The organism is Scytonema sp. HK-05, from assembly GCF_963872035.1.
Lineage (GTDB): Bacteria > Cyanobacteriota > Cyanobacteriia > Cyanobacteriales > Nostocaceae > Kalymmatonema.
Map to the genome: position 1 here is coordinate 21630 of NZ_CAWMYC010000126.1, position 16801 is coordinate 38430.

Sequence of the window (16801 nt, forward strand, 5' to 3'; positions counted from 1 at the left end):
ATTTCTACTGAGGGAGACTTTCTGGCAAAAGAAATTTGCTTTTTTCCGTGCCACTATAGAGAATAGAAAGCCAAATTCAGCAAGAGGAAGGCAAAATAAGGCTGTGCAGATAACATTTCTAGGGACGAGTTCCGGTGTACCTACGCGATCGCGCAACGTTTCCAGTGTCGCCCTGAGGTTACCACAACGAGCTCAGCTGTGGTTATTCGACTGTGGCGAAGGGACTCAGCATCAACTTTTGCGGAGTGACCTAAAAAGTAGCCAACTCTCCCGAATTTTTATCACCCATATGCACGGCGACCATATTTTTGGCTTAATGGGTCTTTTGGCTAGTTGCGGCTTAGCTGGAAATGTACAACGTGTTGATATCTATGGTCCATCTGGATTAAATGACTACTTGCAAGCCGCCTCACGTTACTCTCATACTCACTTTTCCTATCCTGTCAAAGTTCACGCTGTACGTCCAGGGGTGATTTACGAAGATGATGAATTCACTGTAACGTGTGGTCTTTTGCATCATCGCGTCACCTCCTTTGGCTACCGCGTCTGTGAGAAAGACCGAGCAGGACGTTTTGATGTAGAAAAAGCCAAAGCGTTGCAAATTCCTCCCGGTCGCATTTACGGTCAACTCAAACGCGGTGAAGTAGTGACCCTTGCTGATGGGCGAGTGATTAACGGTCAGGAACTGTGTGGACCGACAGAAATTGGACGCAAAATTGCTTATTGTACAGACACAGTTTATTGTGATGGCGCTGTGGAATTGGCACAGGATGCAGATGTATTAATTCATGAAGCAACCTTCGCCCATCAAGATGCAGAGATGGCTTTTCAAAGGTTGCATTCCACAACCACAATGGCGGCGCAAACCGCTTTAGCCGCAAGAGCGCGCCGACTGATTATGACACATTTTAGTCCCCGCTATGCTCCTGGAAATGCAATAGAGTTGAAAGATTTACTTGAGGAAGCTCGTGCTATTTTTCCTAACACAGAGATGGCATATGATTTTATGACTTATGAAGTACCAAGGCGGAGGGACAAGGAGTTATATAAGACTGAGGCGATCGCTTAAATGCAGCCTTTGTAATGCATTCTACATCTAGAGGTGGATTGTTAACAATAGTTTCATTCGTAGGCTTCAAGCTTAGCTCATGTGAAAATTATGTGAATTAAGCTGCGTCCCTGTTATAGGTGACTTTGATGCAACTGCAAAAGACTAGGCGCTACCGAGGGGTCATCCTAACTACACAGGGGTGGGGCAAGTTTCAAGCAGCCAAAACCCAAGCTGAGTTCAACGAGAATGCCGGGGATCGCTTCACCCTGGAAGAACTCAGCGAGCGCATGGGGTTATCCTTAAATACGATCGCCAAAGTGTTGGGACGTACAGAACCCGTAGACAAGCAATCGTTGCAGTGGGCATTCCGAGCCTTTGGCTTGGAGTTAAGCAAGAATGACTAGACTCGACCCAGTGCTGCCATTGAGGAAGCAGAAGTGATCCTCCAAGCGGAGCAGCCTCAGTCAGATTGGGGTAGTGCCATTGATACCTCTACCTTGTGCGGACGTAGTGAAGAACTGATGCGCCTCAAGCAGTCGGTGTTGGAGGAACAGTGCCGCCTCGTCCTGCTGCTGGGGATTGGTGGGATTGGCAAAAGCAGCTTGGCAGCCAAGCTGGTACAGCTAATTCAAAGCGAGTTTGAGGTGGTGGTGTGGCGATCGCTGCAAAATGCCCCGCCGTTGGAAGAGTGGTTAGAAGGTGTGCTGCCTGTTTTGCTACAGGTACAGGGAGAGGATATGGTCAACAGTTTTCTGACCCCCACCACTGTGGGTATATGCATATTAGTCCATCACTTTGAAACATTGCCCAAATGGGATATTACCATTATCCCACCTTGAACTGTATTTTATTTTGTTGCAACTCCCTCACCTTAACCTGTCACGGATGGTTCGAGACTGTAAATGCGTAAAACTTATTATTAGACTTAAACTCGCCTGGGACGTGGGTGTAGCCAGAACCCCAGTACACTGTACCATCAACCACTGCTGCACCTGCAACTACTGATCCCCCACTGTTAAAATTCCATAGAATCTTACCAGTCTTTGCATCTAATGCATACATGTTATTCTTATCGGCTCCAGATGCCATCGAGCCAGCATACACCACTCCATTCGCTACTGTGATTGGAGCCATATCCCTTTCACCTGTTGGATCTGCTGTTTGCCAGATAATTTTGCCAGTCGCTGCATCGAGCGCACTCCATGACCCACCTTTAATAGTCTCACCCGAGGGCTCTAATGTGTACTGCTCAAATCCGTAGTTTGAAATCGCAACATAAATTTGTTGACCATCCGTAGCCGAACCCCACATTATTCCACCAATAGGACCACCAGGACCAACAATTCGGCTCCAAACGACTTTTCCAGTATCCGGGTCAAGCGCCCAAAAGACACCACTCTTCTGACCAGCACCAAGTAGATCGCGCGATTTTCCAGCATCTTTAACAGTAAAAAGCATGGGTGCCTGAGCGAAATCATAATCTGCTCCTTTGGGGTCAGGGCAATTAGAGATAACGCCATAGTAGCAGGCAAGAGTCCAGGTATCGTATCCCTGTAGTTTATTTGCCCACTTAATCGTGCCAGTATCGAGATCAAGTGCCATGATCGCGTCAATATAATTATTGGGATCGAGGCATTGCGACTGATCAGGAGCTGTCTGTGAAGAGAGTTTTGCAATACAATCTCTTACCGTTTGAGGCACATTGTAGTTATTGCCTGTTGCAATATATACCGAATTTCGCTTTGGATCGATTGCTGGTGTGCTACCCCATACTGCTCCACCTGAGTAGCCATCCGATTGACCATAATTTTCCGGTACAGTGTAAGTTTTCCACAGTAGCTTTCCAGTATTCAAATCTACCGCCGTCATGCTTCCACGGAATGTGCAGCATGGGTAGTTTGCATCGTTAGCCGCTGTTTCCTCAGAAGAGGCAACTCCAACATACACACGATTGCCATAAATGGTCGGTGATTGAGTAATAATAGCATACGGGTGCTCGTCAAGTTTTGTTTTCCAGATTAGCTTGCCAGTATCTTTGTTAACTGCTATCAGGAAAGCACCTTCCTGGCTACCAATAATCACTTTATTCCCCTGGAGTGCTGGACTTGTGCGCGATACAGCTTTTGGGATACTTGGATCATTAATTAAGCTTGCAATGCTATTTGCCCAAATCTGTGTACCCGTCTGTGCATCAATCTTAAAAAAATTACCGCCCCAGTCTGGCATATATACAGTTTTATCTACAACTGCTGGTGTTGCAGAGAGTTCACCACCTGCACTGAAAACCCATTTAGGAGACAAGTGTGTTACGTTCTCTGGACTGAGGTATCTCTCACCTGCTGTAGAGCGAGTATTGTTTAGGTTCTGACCACCCAACCTCCACTGATTATCCGATCCCCACTGACTTTCTTCAGCACTACTACGAACTGTTGGCATGATAAAGACTAATGCCACTGTAACAATTCCAAGTGTTCGTTTACAGGATGAATAAGTTTTAATCAAACTCACTATCACTGATCTCCTTTGTTACTACTAAGTACATGATTGCATAAGTTCATAGCGAAAACTTAAACGAAAACTCTGCGTCACGAATGCGTTTACCTCAATGCTCAACGCGTTTAAAAACATTACGAATTAATCAAATGCTGTACTAAGGTTCTTGTCTGCTGTCATCATTCTTCAACTTTCATTCTATTCAGTCCACTTAAGTTTTTAAGTTAAGATGCAACTTAAGCGTTCTATTCCTATAGGTAAATTTTTAGTCTCGTAGTGACGAGACCTTTGTCAGAATTCAGCTTAACCTGATATTTTTCAATCAGGATGAAAGTGGTTTGCTGATTGTTCTGCGCGTATCGAAGCTCTCCAAAGGCGAGCGCGCTTCAAAACACTTAAGTTGAAATTAACTTAGTTGAGCGAGGCAATCCTGGCATTTACCTGATTACGGACGATCGCCCCTTAGAGGTGCGCGAGTGGCTCTGTGCTTATGCCCAATGGCTCAATGCTCCACCACCTCCGCAGGTATCGGTTGAGGATGCTCTGCGAATGAGTGGTGCGGATGCTGTCTATTACGGTACTCAGATGCGAGGGGCATCGAATGCTAAGGCAAAACGCGAACTGAATTTTCAGCCTCGACCTTTGGAATGGATGGTTGACACCGCCGTGGCTCATGCCAGTTAACAATTTATAGGGAGAAGCAAGATGAAGATTGCTCAATATGGAACAGCGATCGTGGTCATGCACGCGCTCACAAACGGACTGCATGGTTTAGCGCATGTGGAAATCCCAGTTCGCCTCTCTCTGGTTCAGAGTTTGTTTGTGGGTATTGTGATTTTTCCGACTCCCATCATTGCAGCTGTTTTACTTTGGACCCAGTTCTACCGCATTGGTAGCTGGCTGTTGCTTAGTTCAATAGCAGGATCACTCCTTTTTGGAATCTACAATCATTTCATCGTGATTAGTCCTGATCATGTGTCTCAAGTTTCCTTTGAAGGTTGGGGTCTGCTTTTCGCTCGTCACAGCTTACCTTATATTAATTGTGGATGGATTGGGATGTTGGATGAGCGTATTGGCATTGAAAACGATTGGTCAACCACAGCAGGTCTTATGAATTCTCTTGATTTATCCGATTTCTCATCATACGGTATCAAACATGAACCACACACTCAAGAATAAACGCGCACTCATTACCGGAGGTAGTCGTGGTATCGGGGCTGCTATCGTCAAGCGTTTGGCAAGTGAAGGCGCTGATGTCGCCTTTACCTATAGCAGCTCGCCCGATCAAGCCAACGAGATCACGCAAGCTGCGCAGGGGCTAGGTGTCCGAGCTCTTGCCATCCAAGCCGACAGCGCCGATGCCAGTGCAGTGGTCGCCGCTGTTGAGCAAACAGTGGACAAATTGGGCGGCATTGATATCCTCGTCAACAATGCGGGTGTTCTAGCGATCGCTCCTATCGACGATTTCACGCTCGCGGACTTTGATCGAACCCTCGCCGTTAACGTGCGTGCTGTGTTTGTGGCGACGCAAGCCGCAGTCAAGCATATGAAAGAGGGCGGACGCATCATCAACATCGGCAGCACCAACGCCGAACGTATGCCATTTGCCGGTGGCGGCGTTTATGCCATGAGCAAATCTGCTTTGCAAGGGCTTGTGCAAGGGCTATCGCGTGACCTCGGACCGCGTGGGATTACGATCAACAACGTGCAGCCCGGACCAGTCGCTACGGATATGAATCCCCCAGAGGGCGAGTTTGCTGAGATGCTCAAAAAGCAGTTCATGGCACTGCCCCGCTACGGCACCGTCGAGGAGATTGCGGGGATGGTCGCTTATCTAGCTGGTCCTGAGTCCGGTTACATCACGGGTGCAAGCCTGACGATCGACGGAGGGTTCAGCGCATAACTGCCGTAGGTGAATGCCTAAGTCAGGGGGATGACTTCCTGGCATAGGCATCCAAGTAAGGATTAGAAGAGCCTATTTATTAGGCAGCTCCCTGGAATCCTGGTTGAGCGTTCACATTTATTTCTCATAGAGGTTGATAAAACATGTTTGATCTCGACCAAACTATCAAAGAGCGGCACTCAACACGCAAATTCTTATCTCAACCAGTGCCACGGGCTTTGCTTGATGAAGCCCTCGCTCTAGCGCAGCTCGCGCCGTCAAATTCAAACACCCAGCCGTGGCCGGTGGTGTTTGCCCAAGGCACCCGTCGAGATCGTCTGCAAGAGGCTTTGCTAAACCAAGCCAAGCAGCAGCCGCCCACCAGCTTTGGGCTGCCAGAGTCCTTCCAGCATTACCGCCAGGAACTGGGCGCACAAGTCTACGGGGCGATGGGGATTGCTCGTGACGATAAAGTGAGTAGACAGCTAGCTGTTCTGCACAATTACGAATTTTTTGGCGCACCAATGGTCGGCATTATCTGTATGCACCAAGATATGGGCTTTGCGGATGCCTTGGGTGTGGGGATGTATCTACAAACGCTGGTGCTGAGCCTAACTGCTCGTGGCATTGGCACTTGCGTAGAGGTTTCGCGCTTCGGCTTATCCCGAAATCATCCGCAGCGAGTTGAACATCCCACCGGAATTACTGATCATTTGTGGCTTAGCCGTTGGCTATTCCGATCCTGATTTTCCCGCTAATCATTTGCACATAAGCCGTGAAGCTGTTGAGAAAAACGTTTCGTTTCTCGACAAATAAAAAAGGCTGTCTTTCCTTCATAGAATCCTTGGAGATAGATTCATTGCGCCTATAACAAATCGGTTCACCTCTGCAAAACAAATCAATCTGTGAACCACTTCAAGGTTGAGCTAGCTCATAATATCGTGCTACAACAACTTTGAGGAAATCAAAGAATGGTTCGTGCAAGGAAATCCAGCAATTCTTTTACGGAGACAACCAACTTTGGGTTCACTTCATTTCTCGTGCTTAAGTTGAGTGTTAACTGGCTAATCGTGACTGGTTTCAACTCGAATGAAATTGAATAATATAGTTCAGCTGAGGGTGAAGCATGACTTACCGTCGGCAGCAAACCATCTCAAACGAAGACCGTTCTTGATTCCTTTGTTGCTCAGACTGTTAAAAAGCGAGGTTTGATCGCTCAATGGTTTCTAGTCGATGGCAAATTACGTTTGCAAGTGGTTTCCGGCTGACAACTAATAAGGCTCAGTTTCACAAATGAGGTCAGTATGAGTATTAAACCTTCTAAAGTTGGTATTGTCGGTGCAGGAAATGTCGGCGCAGCCGTTGCTAACGCTTTGGTACTTCTCAGTAAATCCGTGACGGTGGTGCTGTTCGATCGCAACTTATCCAAAGCCGAAGGACAAGCCTGGGATATTAATGATGCCATTCCGTTGTTAGAGGAAATGGATGTTATTCCCTCTAATCGCTACGAAGATTTAGCCGATTCCGATATCATTGTTGTGACTGTTGGCGCAACCCCAACACCTGGACAGTCACGCTTGAATGTACTTGGCGCAAACGCAGCAATTCTGCGTCCGATTGTGCGGGAATTAGATCGAGTTGCCCCTGATGCGATCGTCATTCTCGTCAGCAACCCTGTGGATGTTCTCACCCGAATTGCGATCAAAACGTCCACGCGATCAGAGCATTTAATTTTTGGCTCAGGAACGGTTTTAGATACTGCCCGACTACAATATCAGCTTGGTAAGCGACTCAATGTTGATAAGTACGATGTGCATGTGCAAGTGATTGGGGAACATGGCGATAGTGAGTTTCCAGTTTGGTCAAATGCTGCGATCGGGATGATTCCGTTAACTGAGTTTCCGCTACCCAAAGGTACGTCATTAGAACAGATTCAGATAGAACTCGCCGACGTAACTCGCGATCGTGGTAAGGCAATCATGCAGCGAAAAGGACATACCAGCTATGGCATTGCCACAAGCGTTGCTCAATTGGTCGATGCCATTCTGCGAGATGAAAAGCGAATGTTTACGGTTTCTGTTAAGGCTTCACCTACCTACGGGGTGGGAGATGAGGTCGTTCTGGGGCTCCCTTGTATCATTGGCAAACATGGCATTGAAAGCCGCCTTGTATTCCCTAGAAATGCAGTTGAGCAACATTTACTGGAAGTCTCCGCCGCAAAACTGAATCATGCTTACCAACTGTTGTCTGAGCCACAACGACAAGAACAAACTTTCAACACCCAACTGATTGCAGGCTAAAAGACGGCAAAGTAGTACAACTGCTTGAATTCGGCAACTTTAACCTTGAGCTAACTTATACAAGTGATTGAAATGTCATTGCATGATTAAAGCAGATGAGTACTAGACGATTTAACGGGCGGTTTCCTCAACACAAGGAAATCTCTTTATTTTCCGCCCATTTTCTCTCATTTTTACGAAATCTTTAATTGTTAAAGTCAATCAAATTAAAAATATCTCGGTATTTTATCTCTTATTCAGTAAAGTAATACACAAATATATAAATGTAAATAGACAAATATCAAGCTTTGAAGCTGCTTGATAGCAAACATTCTGTATACGATTGTCATCTTTATCAAACTGTGACTCACACAAAAATATCACACATACTTGCCTGTTACCATTGAATCACTCATTCTATTATTGTTCAACGCCACATATTCAAATATTCGCTTTACTTATCTTGTTATAATAAGCATTTAGAGTTAATAGCAAAATTTCAAAAAGTAGATATATTTAAGTGTATTTACAAGTATAGTAAAATACGAAATCAGCTTAAGCAAAGTACAACATTAACTATGTTCTACTTTTGTAACCGTCGCAAGATTTATCACCAAAGGAAAACTAACCCAAAAATTGTATAAAAAGCTTACAAAATAACTATAAAGCTAAAAAAGCTCGACTAGTAACGATATGGTAAAGATAGGCAAAATGGGTTGACTATCTCTATATTGTCACTTAGGTTGAAATGAAACTAAAAAAAATCAGCAGAGGTGACATCTTCCAAGTGTTGTAGTCTAAAAAAAGATTTGCTATTTTTGGTGGATGTTGTTCCAAGTCAGAGAGAGTCATTAGCAATCTATGTTTTACTTTTGAACTTATGAGTGAAAATTAAGAGGATGTCTTAAAAGCTTATTTTTATGTATCCTGGCGATTAGAAATCGCACGCCAGTTGCTACAACGGGGGGAACCCCCGCAACGCACTGGCTTGGCTATACAGACAAAACTCCGAAGTTCCCTACGGCGGGAAACCCGCCTGCAGGACTTCTCTCTGCCTCCGCAGGTTCTGAAACTCTTAATTTTTCATTAGTCCACGGAGGTGGACTTTGCTTGTGTAGTAGCGAATTATATTCGCCTAATACTTTTCAAACATCCTCTAAGGGCAATGTTATCCCCAAGTTAAAATAGTGTATGGTGTAGGAATAAAAGAAGGAGTTTATGAAGTCACAACAGTTGAAAATAAATGTCTTGTGAGCGACTCCCTCCTGCACTTGTTTGAACTCCTAAAAAAATTTTCTCACCATCTTGTAGAAAAAGTAATTCGATATAATTAAGAGGACTTTGATTGTGGCTGACATTAGTCTGAAGCGTGGGCAAATAGTTATTGCTTCCCCACAAAGCAAGGTTAAGGGCAGAAAACTCTCTACAATTCTGCTTCGCCGACGCTTACAAATCTTGGGTGTTTCTGGCGTAGTCATGTCGGTTGCTAGCCTTCTGGCTTTAACTGCAAAACCGACGTATCAAAGTACTATACAGATACTGGTGAGTTCTCAGCTTAATCAAGGGGTAGGATCAAGTCATATCCAAGAAGGTGTAGAAAGCAATTTTACTAACCCTAATGTTGACATGATTGACTACACTCTTCAGCATAAACTGATGCTGAGTTCCACGTTGATTCAGAAGGCAGTTAATTTGCTACGTTCTGATTATCCATATTTGACAGTAGAAGATATCAAGGGCAAGAAGGGTCAACAAAGTCCTTTGGCTATCAATTTATTAGAGCGGCAAATAGCTGAGAATAAAGTCATTCATCAAGTCTTTGAAATGTCTTTCAAGGACAACGAACCAACGAGATCACAAAAAGTTCTTCAGGCTCTACAAAATGTGTATCAAGAACATAACATAGAGCTACGAAAACAGAGCCTTTCTAAAAGGCTTTCTTTGATCAACGAAAGGCTGCCTAAGGTCAAAGAGAAAATGGTTCAAGCTGAGAAAACTTTAGAACAGTTTCGTAAAAAACATCATTTACTCAACCCAGAGGTGCAAAGCAAAATTCTTCTGGAATCTCTTGCTGATATTAAGAAACAGCTGAGAATCACTCGCGCACAGCTTAAAGACTTACAAGCTCGTTACGACAACTTAAAACAAGAATTGTCGTTCTTACCCGAGAATGCACTTATCTCCTTTCGTCTGAGTCAGTCAACTCGCTACCAAACACTACTTAATGAGGTTCAAAAGACTGACTTGGCTTTAACTCAGGAGCGGTTGCGCTATACAGATGACTATCCAGAAGTTCAAAAACTGGTACAGCAGCGGCGTAGTCAAGTGGCGTTACTACAAGAGGAGATTAAGCGATCGCTAGGAAACAAAGCTGTGCAAGCGACCCCAGCTACTTTCTTCAAACAGAAGCAATTGGGTACAGAGGAATCGTCTGGTACAGAAGCACTGCTGACAGGAGGGCAAGTACCAGAAGTTGACTTGAAGCTTGTGGAAGAGCTAATTCAGGTACAGACAAATGTCTTAGGGCTGCGTGCCAATGAAAAGAGCCTCGCTAACTCAGAAGCGCAAATTCGCGCGGAGCTTAGCAAATACCCAAGTTTGATAGCAGAGTACAACCGCCTGCTGCCAGAAGTGGAAACAAATCGTAAAACACTTGAGCAACTGATGGCAATGCAACAATCTTTAGGGTTGATGATTGCTCAGGGAGGGTTTGATTTGCAAGTATTGGAAGAACCCCAACGGGGAACATATTTGGGTAGCAATAAGCTATTGATATTACTTGGGGGAGTTTTATTAGCACCAATTTTCGGGGTGACAACCGCCTTGATGTCAGAAATCTCTAACAATGCCGTCTCTTCTCCAGAAGAGTTACAGAGGCTGACAAACCTCCGTTTACTAGGGACAGTTCCAGAAATTTCACTGCTGAGTACCAAAAAGAGGTTGTTCCGCCTGCCTTTGCAACACCTACTCGCTGCCTTCTCAAAAGAAGCCATATCTGACGAAAAGCAACTTAACGTCTACGCCTTATTGCCCTCCCATGAAACACTCGATATGGCGTACCAAAATATTCAAATATCAAAGCCTTCTGTTCCCTACAAGTCTGTGATGTTGACTTCAGCACGATCTGGAGAAGGGAAGTCAACCTTGGCGCTGGGACTTGCAGTGAGCGCTGCCCGTATGCATCAACGGGTTCTATTGATTGATGCCAACCTGCGACAGCCCAACCTGCACAAAATTTTGGGATTAACCAATGATTGGGGACTATCCCTGTTGTTAGTTGAGGAAACAAATTCCTCAGTTAAGGAATACATCCAGCCCATTCATCCCTCTATTGATGTTTTGACTGCTGGACCTACACCAGAAGATACACTTAAGCTATTAAGCTCTGCACGAATGAAAGAACTGCTTGAGTTTTTCGAGCAAAATTATGACGTTGTGCTCATAGATACTTCTTCCATTCTCAGCACAGTTGATGCCAGGATTATGGCATCTCTGTGTCATGGGATTGTGATGGTCGGGCGCATGGATCAAGTGACCCGTAATGAACTGATACAAGCAACAGAAATCTTGAGTAAGTTGAATCTGATTGGGATTATTGCTAATGGAACGAAGCGTTCCCTGTAAGAAAAAAGATTGTTGTAGTGCATTCAATTAAGAACCGCTATAAATAACCTTCTTTCTCAGCAAATTTACGTAAACGAGGAAGACACTGGCGTTGATAAAAACTACTCAAAGTAGAAACTGGCAGCCCAAATTCTGCTGACAGTTCCTTCCAACCTGCTTCCGGCGGCAAACGTTTCAAAATTAACATTTGACAATTCACTTGCGGACGCCCTTGAATGTGAGTCTGGCACAGTTGTCCATCCTCATCTTTTTCTGCCCACAACCTAACGTTTTCTAAAATAGGAGGAACATCAGGTTCCGCGGGAAGGTTATCTACAGGGTCAATGATTTCATTTGCTTCACCTGAGCGAGCAGTATTGATATTAGCAGAGACTGTTCTGGCTTGTTGTCGCTGCTGCTGGCGGTAAAAGTCTTGCAGTCTGCGTTTCAAGTAAACATTCAGCCAAGTTATAACACTACCTAAAGACGGATCATACGTTTGCCCTGTTGTACCTTCACAAATGTTGCGACAAAAATACAACCAGGTTTGTTGCAGTGCATCCTGATAGTGCGGAGTACTTTCCCTCCAAAGTTTGCTGGCGGTTAAGCGAATGATTCGCGTGAGCAGTTTTTGACGTTCTGGGCTTCCGGGTGGGTGTCCACAGGCTTCGTCAACTAAGCGGCGTAATAGTTCCTCCAGTCGGTCCATAGCAGTGGTGGCAAACAGAGCAAGCATTTTCAGTATTGCTCACAAAGGGACTCTGGAGCATTACCCTTTGTCGTGATATTGTCTGCTTTACTGCTTTTGTTGCTAACTTATAATTCCTGCTTTACCTCACCCCAACCCTCTGCGGAGAATTCAAAGTATGCCTACGGCACGCGAAGCGAACAAAATTCAAAGTATGCCTACGGCACGCGAAGCGAACAAAAAAAAGAATTCTTAATGCGTGAATTTTGAATTTATAATTTTGAATTTGAGCCCTCCCCATCCTCCTCTTCAACGGATGAATTTCAAGCTTTCGGCTTTTTGCACAAAGAAATCAGTGAAGATACTCATAACAGTGCGCTGGCGCAATTTGATATTCGCATTGATTGACATACCCGATTGCAGTGGGAGTTGACGATTATGAATCAGCACTGTTTGCCTATCCAAGCGTACTTTTGCAGGAAAACGGTAGAAATTATAAACTTGGTCTGGAGGTAGGGCATCTGAACCAATCGAAATGAGCTCGCCCTTGATATCACCATACTGTTGGAAAGGAAAGGAATCAATTCTCACATCGACATTCTGTCCTTCTTTGACAAAGCCGATATCACGGTTCGTGATGTAGACTTTGGCAATCAAGTTATCTTTAGGAACAATTTTCAGAATTGGTTCGCTGGAGTTAACCACAAATCCTGGAGTTTTGGCTTTCAGTTCAAAAACAGTTCCGTCCACCGGAGAGGTCATTTTCTGATATTTCAAGGTAGATTGCGTCTGACTTATCTGACTGTCAATCTCGTTGATTTTCTTCTGGTTTTCCAGAATGATCTTAGTCAGCTGACTGTCGATTTCGGCTATGCTCTTGTCATTTGTCGTAATTCGTGATAGTAAGTCTTCTTTAGATAAAGCCTCAGTATTGCGGAGTTTTTCTTGTGCCTGGGTAATTCCTAACTTTAATTGCTGCTGTTCTTTCGTGAGTCGGGCAACTTCTGCCTGGGATTTGAGAACTTCCTGCTGCTGTGTCAAGAACCTCATCCGGGGAAACGCGCCCTCCTTCATCACCGGTTCCATATCCTTGAGAATTTTTTGATTAATTGCCAGCATATCTTTAGCACTGGCTAACTCCAATTGGTTTTGGCTCAATTTCTCTTGCGTCTTTTGTTTTTCTAACTGAGTGTCCGCCAAGCGTGAACTAAAATCCAACTGGCGACTTCGCAAGCGCAATTGTTGATCTGGAGTCAGAATAACTCCCGCAGTAGAACCGTTTAACTGCGATCGATAAACCTGATTTTCCGCAGCTATTGCGGCGCGACTCTGGGTTAAGGAGGCGATTTCTGGTCTAATATTCAGTGTCACTACATTCTTGAGGTTTGGTGACACATGCCCCATGAGATGGCGGCGGTAAAACTCGTTTTCTTGCAGTAAGGCGGCGCGATTTTTTTGGAATGATATGAGCTGCGCCTGTGCCGTGGTTTGTTCTAGGCTAATCAGAAGTTGACCTTTTTTGACTTGCTGACCGTCTTTAACGTGAATTAGCTTGACAACACCACCGACGGGAGCCTGAATATCAGTGACTGCACCTTGTGGTTCTAGCTTACCACTAGCGGGAATTGCCTCATCAATTTTAAACACCGATGCCCAAATGACTGTAAAAACAGTAACACCAACAATTCCCCAGGCAATCGTTCGTGACCAAATAGGAGATTGTTGTAGAATAACGGGTTGGTCAAAGTTATATTCAGTATTCATAAATATTCTGCTAACAAGTTATTGGTTGTTGTAGAGGCGTGCCATGACACGTCTCTACATTTGTTAATTGTTTTCTCACTAACTACTCTCTACATCTGCGCTTCTTGTTGCTGATACAAACAGTAGTAATAACCCTTCAGCGCCATTAATTCTTTGTGGGTTCCCTGTTCCACCACTGCGCCTTGATCCATCATGAGAATTACGTCGGCATTACGGATACTACTTAACCTATGAGTTATAAAAAATACTGTTTTGTCTTTGAATGCTGACGCCAAGTTGCGGCAGACTTGTCCTTCTGCGTTGTAATCTAAGGCGCTTGTGGCTTCATCGAGGATCAGCAATTGGGGATTTTGCAGGACGGTGCGGGCGATCGCAATCCTTTGCCTTTGTCCCCCAGAAAGCCCTGAACCCCGCTCACCTACAGATGTGTTGTAGCCGTTGGGCAACGACATAATAAAATCATGGGCATAGGCAATTTTGGCAGCAGCAATAATCTCCTCATCACTAGCATCAGGATACGCCAAGGCAATGTTTTCTCGCACTGTCCCGTCAAATAGCAAGGTATCTTGTAGTACCATGCCAATCTGACGCCGCAGGGAATAAAGTTCCACTTTGCTGATGTCGTAGCCGTCTATCAAGATTTTCCCTGACTTCGGTTCGTAAAGCCTTTGTAGCAATTTTAGCAGTGTACTTTTCCCAGAACCGCTTTGACCGACAACGCCTATAAAGGAACCAGCAGGAAAATCTAGGTTGATGTTGCACAGTTGCAAAGGTCCATTCGCACGGAAGCCGAAAGAGAGATTTTCGTAGCGGACGTGACCTTCAATTGCCGGCATAAGGATATTTTGACGTTCGCCTTCTGTTTCTTGGGGTGAGTCGAGAATGTCGCTGAGACGTTGTAGGGACAGGGCAGTTTCTTGGAAATTCTGCCACAGTTGCACTAACCGTAGCAGAGGGCTGGTGACATAGCCGGAAATGATGCGGAAGGCAATGAGTTGTCCTAGGGTAAGTTGCCCGTTGAGGACAAGATACGCCCCCACCCACAGCACCAACAGACTGGAGAGTTTATTGAGGAAATTGCTTAAAGAACCAGCAGTTGTTTGGGTAGAAATAGTCTTAAACCCAGCACTGATATAGCGGGCGTAGCGTTCTTGCCATTGCCAACGCGATCGCATCTCCAAATTTTGCGCCTTGACTGTCTGCATTCCCGCCATTACTTCCACCAAGTAGGAGTGTGTCTCGGCGTTGCGTTCGGCTTTTTCATGTAACTGTCGCCGCATGACTGGAGAAACCAACAAATTCAACAAGGCAAACAGCGGTACTGTTGCTAGTGCTACTAAAGACAGCACCCAGCTATAAATCCCCATCACGAAGATGTAGATGACTGAAAAGACCGCATCCATCACCACCGTTAAAGCCGTACCTGTAAGGAAGGAACGAATGTGTTCGAGTTCATTAACTCGGGTTGCCAATTCCCCCACTGGACGCCGATCAAAATAAGATAAGGGCAGACGCAACAAGTGATTAATAACTTCAGAACCTAGCGATAGGTCAATACGGTTAGTGGTATCCACAAACAAATGGGTGCGGACATTAGTGAGTACCGCTTCCACCACCGACACTACAATCAAAAAGATACCGAAAACTGTCAGGGTGTCAGGGCTGTTGCCAACCAGGACTTTGTCGATAATCACCTGTGTGACTAGGGGATTCACCAACCCAAAAATTTGCACCACGATAGAAGCAATCAGCACTTCAATCAGGACCTTACGGTGGCGACGTAATGCAGGCACAAACCACGAAAGACCAAACCGCGACTTGGGGGTTTCTTTTGTCGGTTGCAGCAGCAGCACTTCGCCCTCTTGTCCCCAGGTTTCGGCAAAGTCTCGGGATTTGCGGCGCACTAGTCCCATTTCTGGAACGGCGATGAGTAATTCTTGGTTGCTGGTTTTGTAGATGATGGCAAAACTGTCTTGCCAGGAAATCATCACCGGAGGTTGCAAGCGGCTAACTGTAGACGCGGGAATCTTGACTATCTGCGTTGTCAACCCCATCAACTCTGCTACTGCAGCGCAAAATTGCAGAGATATACTGCTGGTGCGTTCATACTGTTTCGTCACAACCCGCCGCAGCATATCTCGGCGGAACGGCATATTAAAATACTGGCTCAACATCTGGAAGCAAGCCAAGGATGCATCCACCGGACCTCGTGCCCGGATGTAGGGGTACTTTGCTCGTTTAGACTGCTTGGCTGATTCTGGTTTTGTGGCAATCTCTGGGGCGTAAGGAATTTCTGCTAGCCAAGAATCTGCTGTTGTTGGCGTTGGTGGCCTTTCTGGTAGTGCTGGGAGCAAAGATTTGGGTAAACCTACCAGACGCATATTTGCGTTGAGGTACAGTTTGGGGTTAGTACCGTTCAACTCTAGAGGGCTACCTACCGGAAACTCAGCTTGAGAACTGCTGCTCACTAGCCACAGATAATCCCCCTTATAAAGGGGGGATCTCATATCTTTTGCTGCAGGAAGTGTGAGTACAATAGCAGCTTCCCAAGCAGTTCGCGATAGTCTAACTAAATCAGTCTTGCCATCAGCCCGCCGACTGAGTTCTTCGCCCAACAACTCATACACTTCTACTAATGCTGCATTTTGGTGCAGCGCCTTTGCAAAAGCCGACTCGTGCTTGATCACACTAAGAAAATCGGCGATCGCTAAACTGAAGCAAATCACTTCTGTAGAGGCTATTACTGTTTCACAAGCCACGCCCCGCACATGACTCACCCAACCCACAACTTCTCCTGGTTGCAGCAACTTCAGCGTGTCAGGTTTCTCTGTGCGTTTGTCGAAGCCTAACAGGCGGGCTTGCCCAGAGTAGATAATGCTAATCTGTTGGGGCATCACTTCCCGCGTCACTATCACTTGCCCCATGCGGTAGCGCAAAAATTGTACTTTTGTTAATAAATTTTCTAGTACATTCTCAGGCAGATGTTTGAAAGGAAATACATCTGTAAAAAATTCTTTAATATCAATAGTGGTATTGGTCAT

13 protein-coding genes are annotated in these 16801 nt (G+C 45.3%); 9 read left to right on the plus strand and 4 right to left on the minus strand.

Annotated elements, in window-relative coordinates; translation table 11 throughout:
- Positions 1 to 103: 103 nt before the first annotated feature.
- The 3 genes from AACT52_RS27690 (at position 104) to AACT52_RS27700 (ending at position 1890) form a co-directional block, all read left to right on the plus strand.
- Complete coding sequence (locus AACT52_RS27690; RefSeq protein WP_073634085.1) at positions 104 to 1069, plus strand: ribonuclease Z; 966 nt, start codon at positions 104 to 106, stop codon at positions 1067 to 1069.
- Between the two features lie 128 nt (positions 1070 to 1197).
- Positions 1198 to 1455, plus strand: coding sequence for a hypothetical protein (locus AACT52_RS27695; protein WP_073634059.1), 258 nt, complete (start codon positions 1198 to 1200; stop codon positions 1453 to 1455).
- A gap of 33 nt (positions 1456 to 1488) precedes the next feature.
- Positions 1489 to 1890 carry an ATP-binding protein gene (locus AACT52_RS27700; protein ID WP_073634060.1) on the plus strand — a complete coding sequence of 134 codons (402 nt, stop codon included), beginning with the start codon at positions 1489 to 1491 and terminating at the stop codon, positions 1888 to 1890.
- Positions 1891 to 1930: 40 nt separating this feature from the next.
- On the opposite strand, the gene AACT52_RS27705 is transcribed toward AACT52_RS27700, so the two are convergent.
- Complete coding sequence (locus AACT52_RS27705; RefSeq protein WP_143172893.1) at positions 1931 to 3505, minus strand: outer membrane protein assembly factor BamB family protein; 1575 nt, start codon at positions 3503 to 3505, stop codon at positions 1931 to 1933.
- A 507-nt stretch (positions 3506 to 4012) separates the two neighbouring features.
- Between AACT52_RS27705 and AACT52_RS27710 the strand changes: the two genes are divergently transcribed.
- From AACT52_RS27710 to AACT52_RS27735, 6 genes are all read left to right on the plus strand, one after another.
- On the plus strand, positions 4013 to 4228 hold the full coding sequence (locus tag AACT52_RS27710; RefSeq protein ID WP_233154088.1) for a hypothetical protein: 216 nt from the start codon (positions 4013 to 4015) through the stop codon (positions 4226 to 4228).
- Positions 4229 to 4249: 21 nt separating this feature from the next.
- Complete coding sequence (locus AACT52_RS27715) at positions 4250 to 4723, plus strand: hypothetical protein (protein WP_233154089.1); 474 nt, start codon at positions 4250 to 4252, stop codon at positions 4721 to 4723.
- The gene (locus AACT52_RS27720) at positions 4701 to 5447 is read left to right on the plus strand and encodes an SDR family oxidoreductase (protein ID WP_073634061.1); all 747 of its coding nucleotides are present in this window, start codon (positions 4701 to 4703) and stop codon (positions 5445 to 5447) included. The genes AACT52_RS27715 and AACT52_RS27720 overlap by 23 nt, the downstream gene beginning before the upstream one ends.
- 143 nt (positions 5448 to 5590) lie before the next feature.
- Positions 5591 to 6172: a nitroreductase family protein gene (locus AACT52_RS27725; protein WP_198941000.1), complete on the plus strand. Its 582-nt coding sequence runs from the start codon at positions 5591 to 5593 to the stop codon at positions 6170 to 6172.
- A 558-nt stretch (positions 6173 to 6730) separates the two neighbouring features.
- Positions 6731 to 7726 carry a malate dehydrogenase gene (locus AACT52_RS27730; protein WP_073634062.1) on the plus strand — a complete coding sequence of 332 codons (996 nt, stop codon included), beginning with the start codon at positions 6731 to 6733 and terminating at the stop codon, positions 7724 to 7726.
- Positions 7727 to 9052: 1326 nt separating this feature from the next.
- Positions 9053 to 11329, plus strand: a complete 2277-nt coding sequence (locus AACT52_RS27735; RefSeq protein ID WP_198941001.1) for a GumC family protein — start codon at positions 9053 to 9055, stop codon at positions 11327 to 11329.
- Positions 11330 to 11366: 37 nt separating this feature from the next.
- Here AACT52_RS27735 and AACT52_RS27740 read toward each other — a convergent pair whose 3' ends face one another.
- From AACT52_RS27740 to AACT52_RS27750, 3 genes are all read right to left on the minus strand, one after another.
- Positions 11367 to 12017 carry a hypothetical protein gene (locus tag AACT52_RS27740; protein WP_073634088.1) on the minus strand — a complete coding sequence of 217 codons (651 nt, stop codon included), beginning with the start codon at positions 12015 to 12017 and terminating at the stop codon, positions 11367 to 11369.
- A 288-nt stretch (positions 12018 to 12305) separates the two neighbouring features.
- Positions 12306 to 13760, minus strand: a complete 1455-nt coding sequence (locus tag AACT52_RS27745) for an HlyD family efflux transporter periplasmic adaptor subunit (protein ID WP_073634063.1) — start codon at positions 13758 to 13760, stop codon at positions 12306 to 12308.
- Between the two features lie 89 nt (positions 13761 to 13849).
- Positions 13850 to 16801, minus strand: coding sequence for a peptidase domain-containing ABC transporter (locus tag AACT52_RS27750; protein WP_073634089.1), 2952 nt, complete (start codon positions 16799 to 16801; stop codon positions 13850 to 13852).

What these genes read in the sequence shown, in the direction of transcription:
- AACT52_RS27695 (WP_073634059.1), top strand. Translation starts at nt 1,198, where the DNA reads ATGCAACTGCAAAAGACTAGGCGCTACCGAGGGGTCATCCTAACTACA.
- AACT52_RS27715 (WP_233154089.1), top strand. Translation starts at nt 4,250, where the DNA reads ATGAAGATTGCTCAATATGGAACAGCGATCGTGGTCATGCACGCGCTC.
- AACT52_RS27720 (WP_073634061.1), top strand. Translation starts at nt 4,701, where the DNA reads ATGAACCACACACTCAAGAATAAACGCGCACTCATTACCGGAGGTAGT.
- AACT52_RS27725 (WP_198941000.1), top strand. Translation starts at nt 5,591, where the DNA reads ATGTTTGATCTCGACCAAACTATCAAAGAGCGGCACTCAACACGCAAA.
- AACT52_RS27730 (WP_073634062.1), top strand. Translation starts at nt 6,731, where the DNA reads ATGAGTATTAAACCTTCTAAAGTTGGTATTGTCGGTGCAGGAAATGTC.
- AACT52_RS27740 (WP_073634088.1), bottom strand. Translation starts at nt 12,017, where the DNA reads ATGGACCGACTGGAGGAACTATTACGCCGCTTAGTTGACGAAGCCTGT.
- AACT52_RS27745 (WP_073634063.1), bottom strand. Translation starts at nt 13,760, where the DNA reads ATGAATACTGAATATAACTTTGACCAACCCGTTATTCTACAACAATCT.
- AACT52_RS27750 (WP_073634089.1), bottom strand. Translation starts at nt 16,801, where the DNA reads ATGACCAATACCACTATTGATATTAAAGAATTTTTTACAGATGTATTT.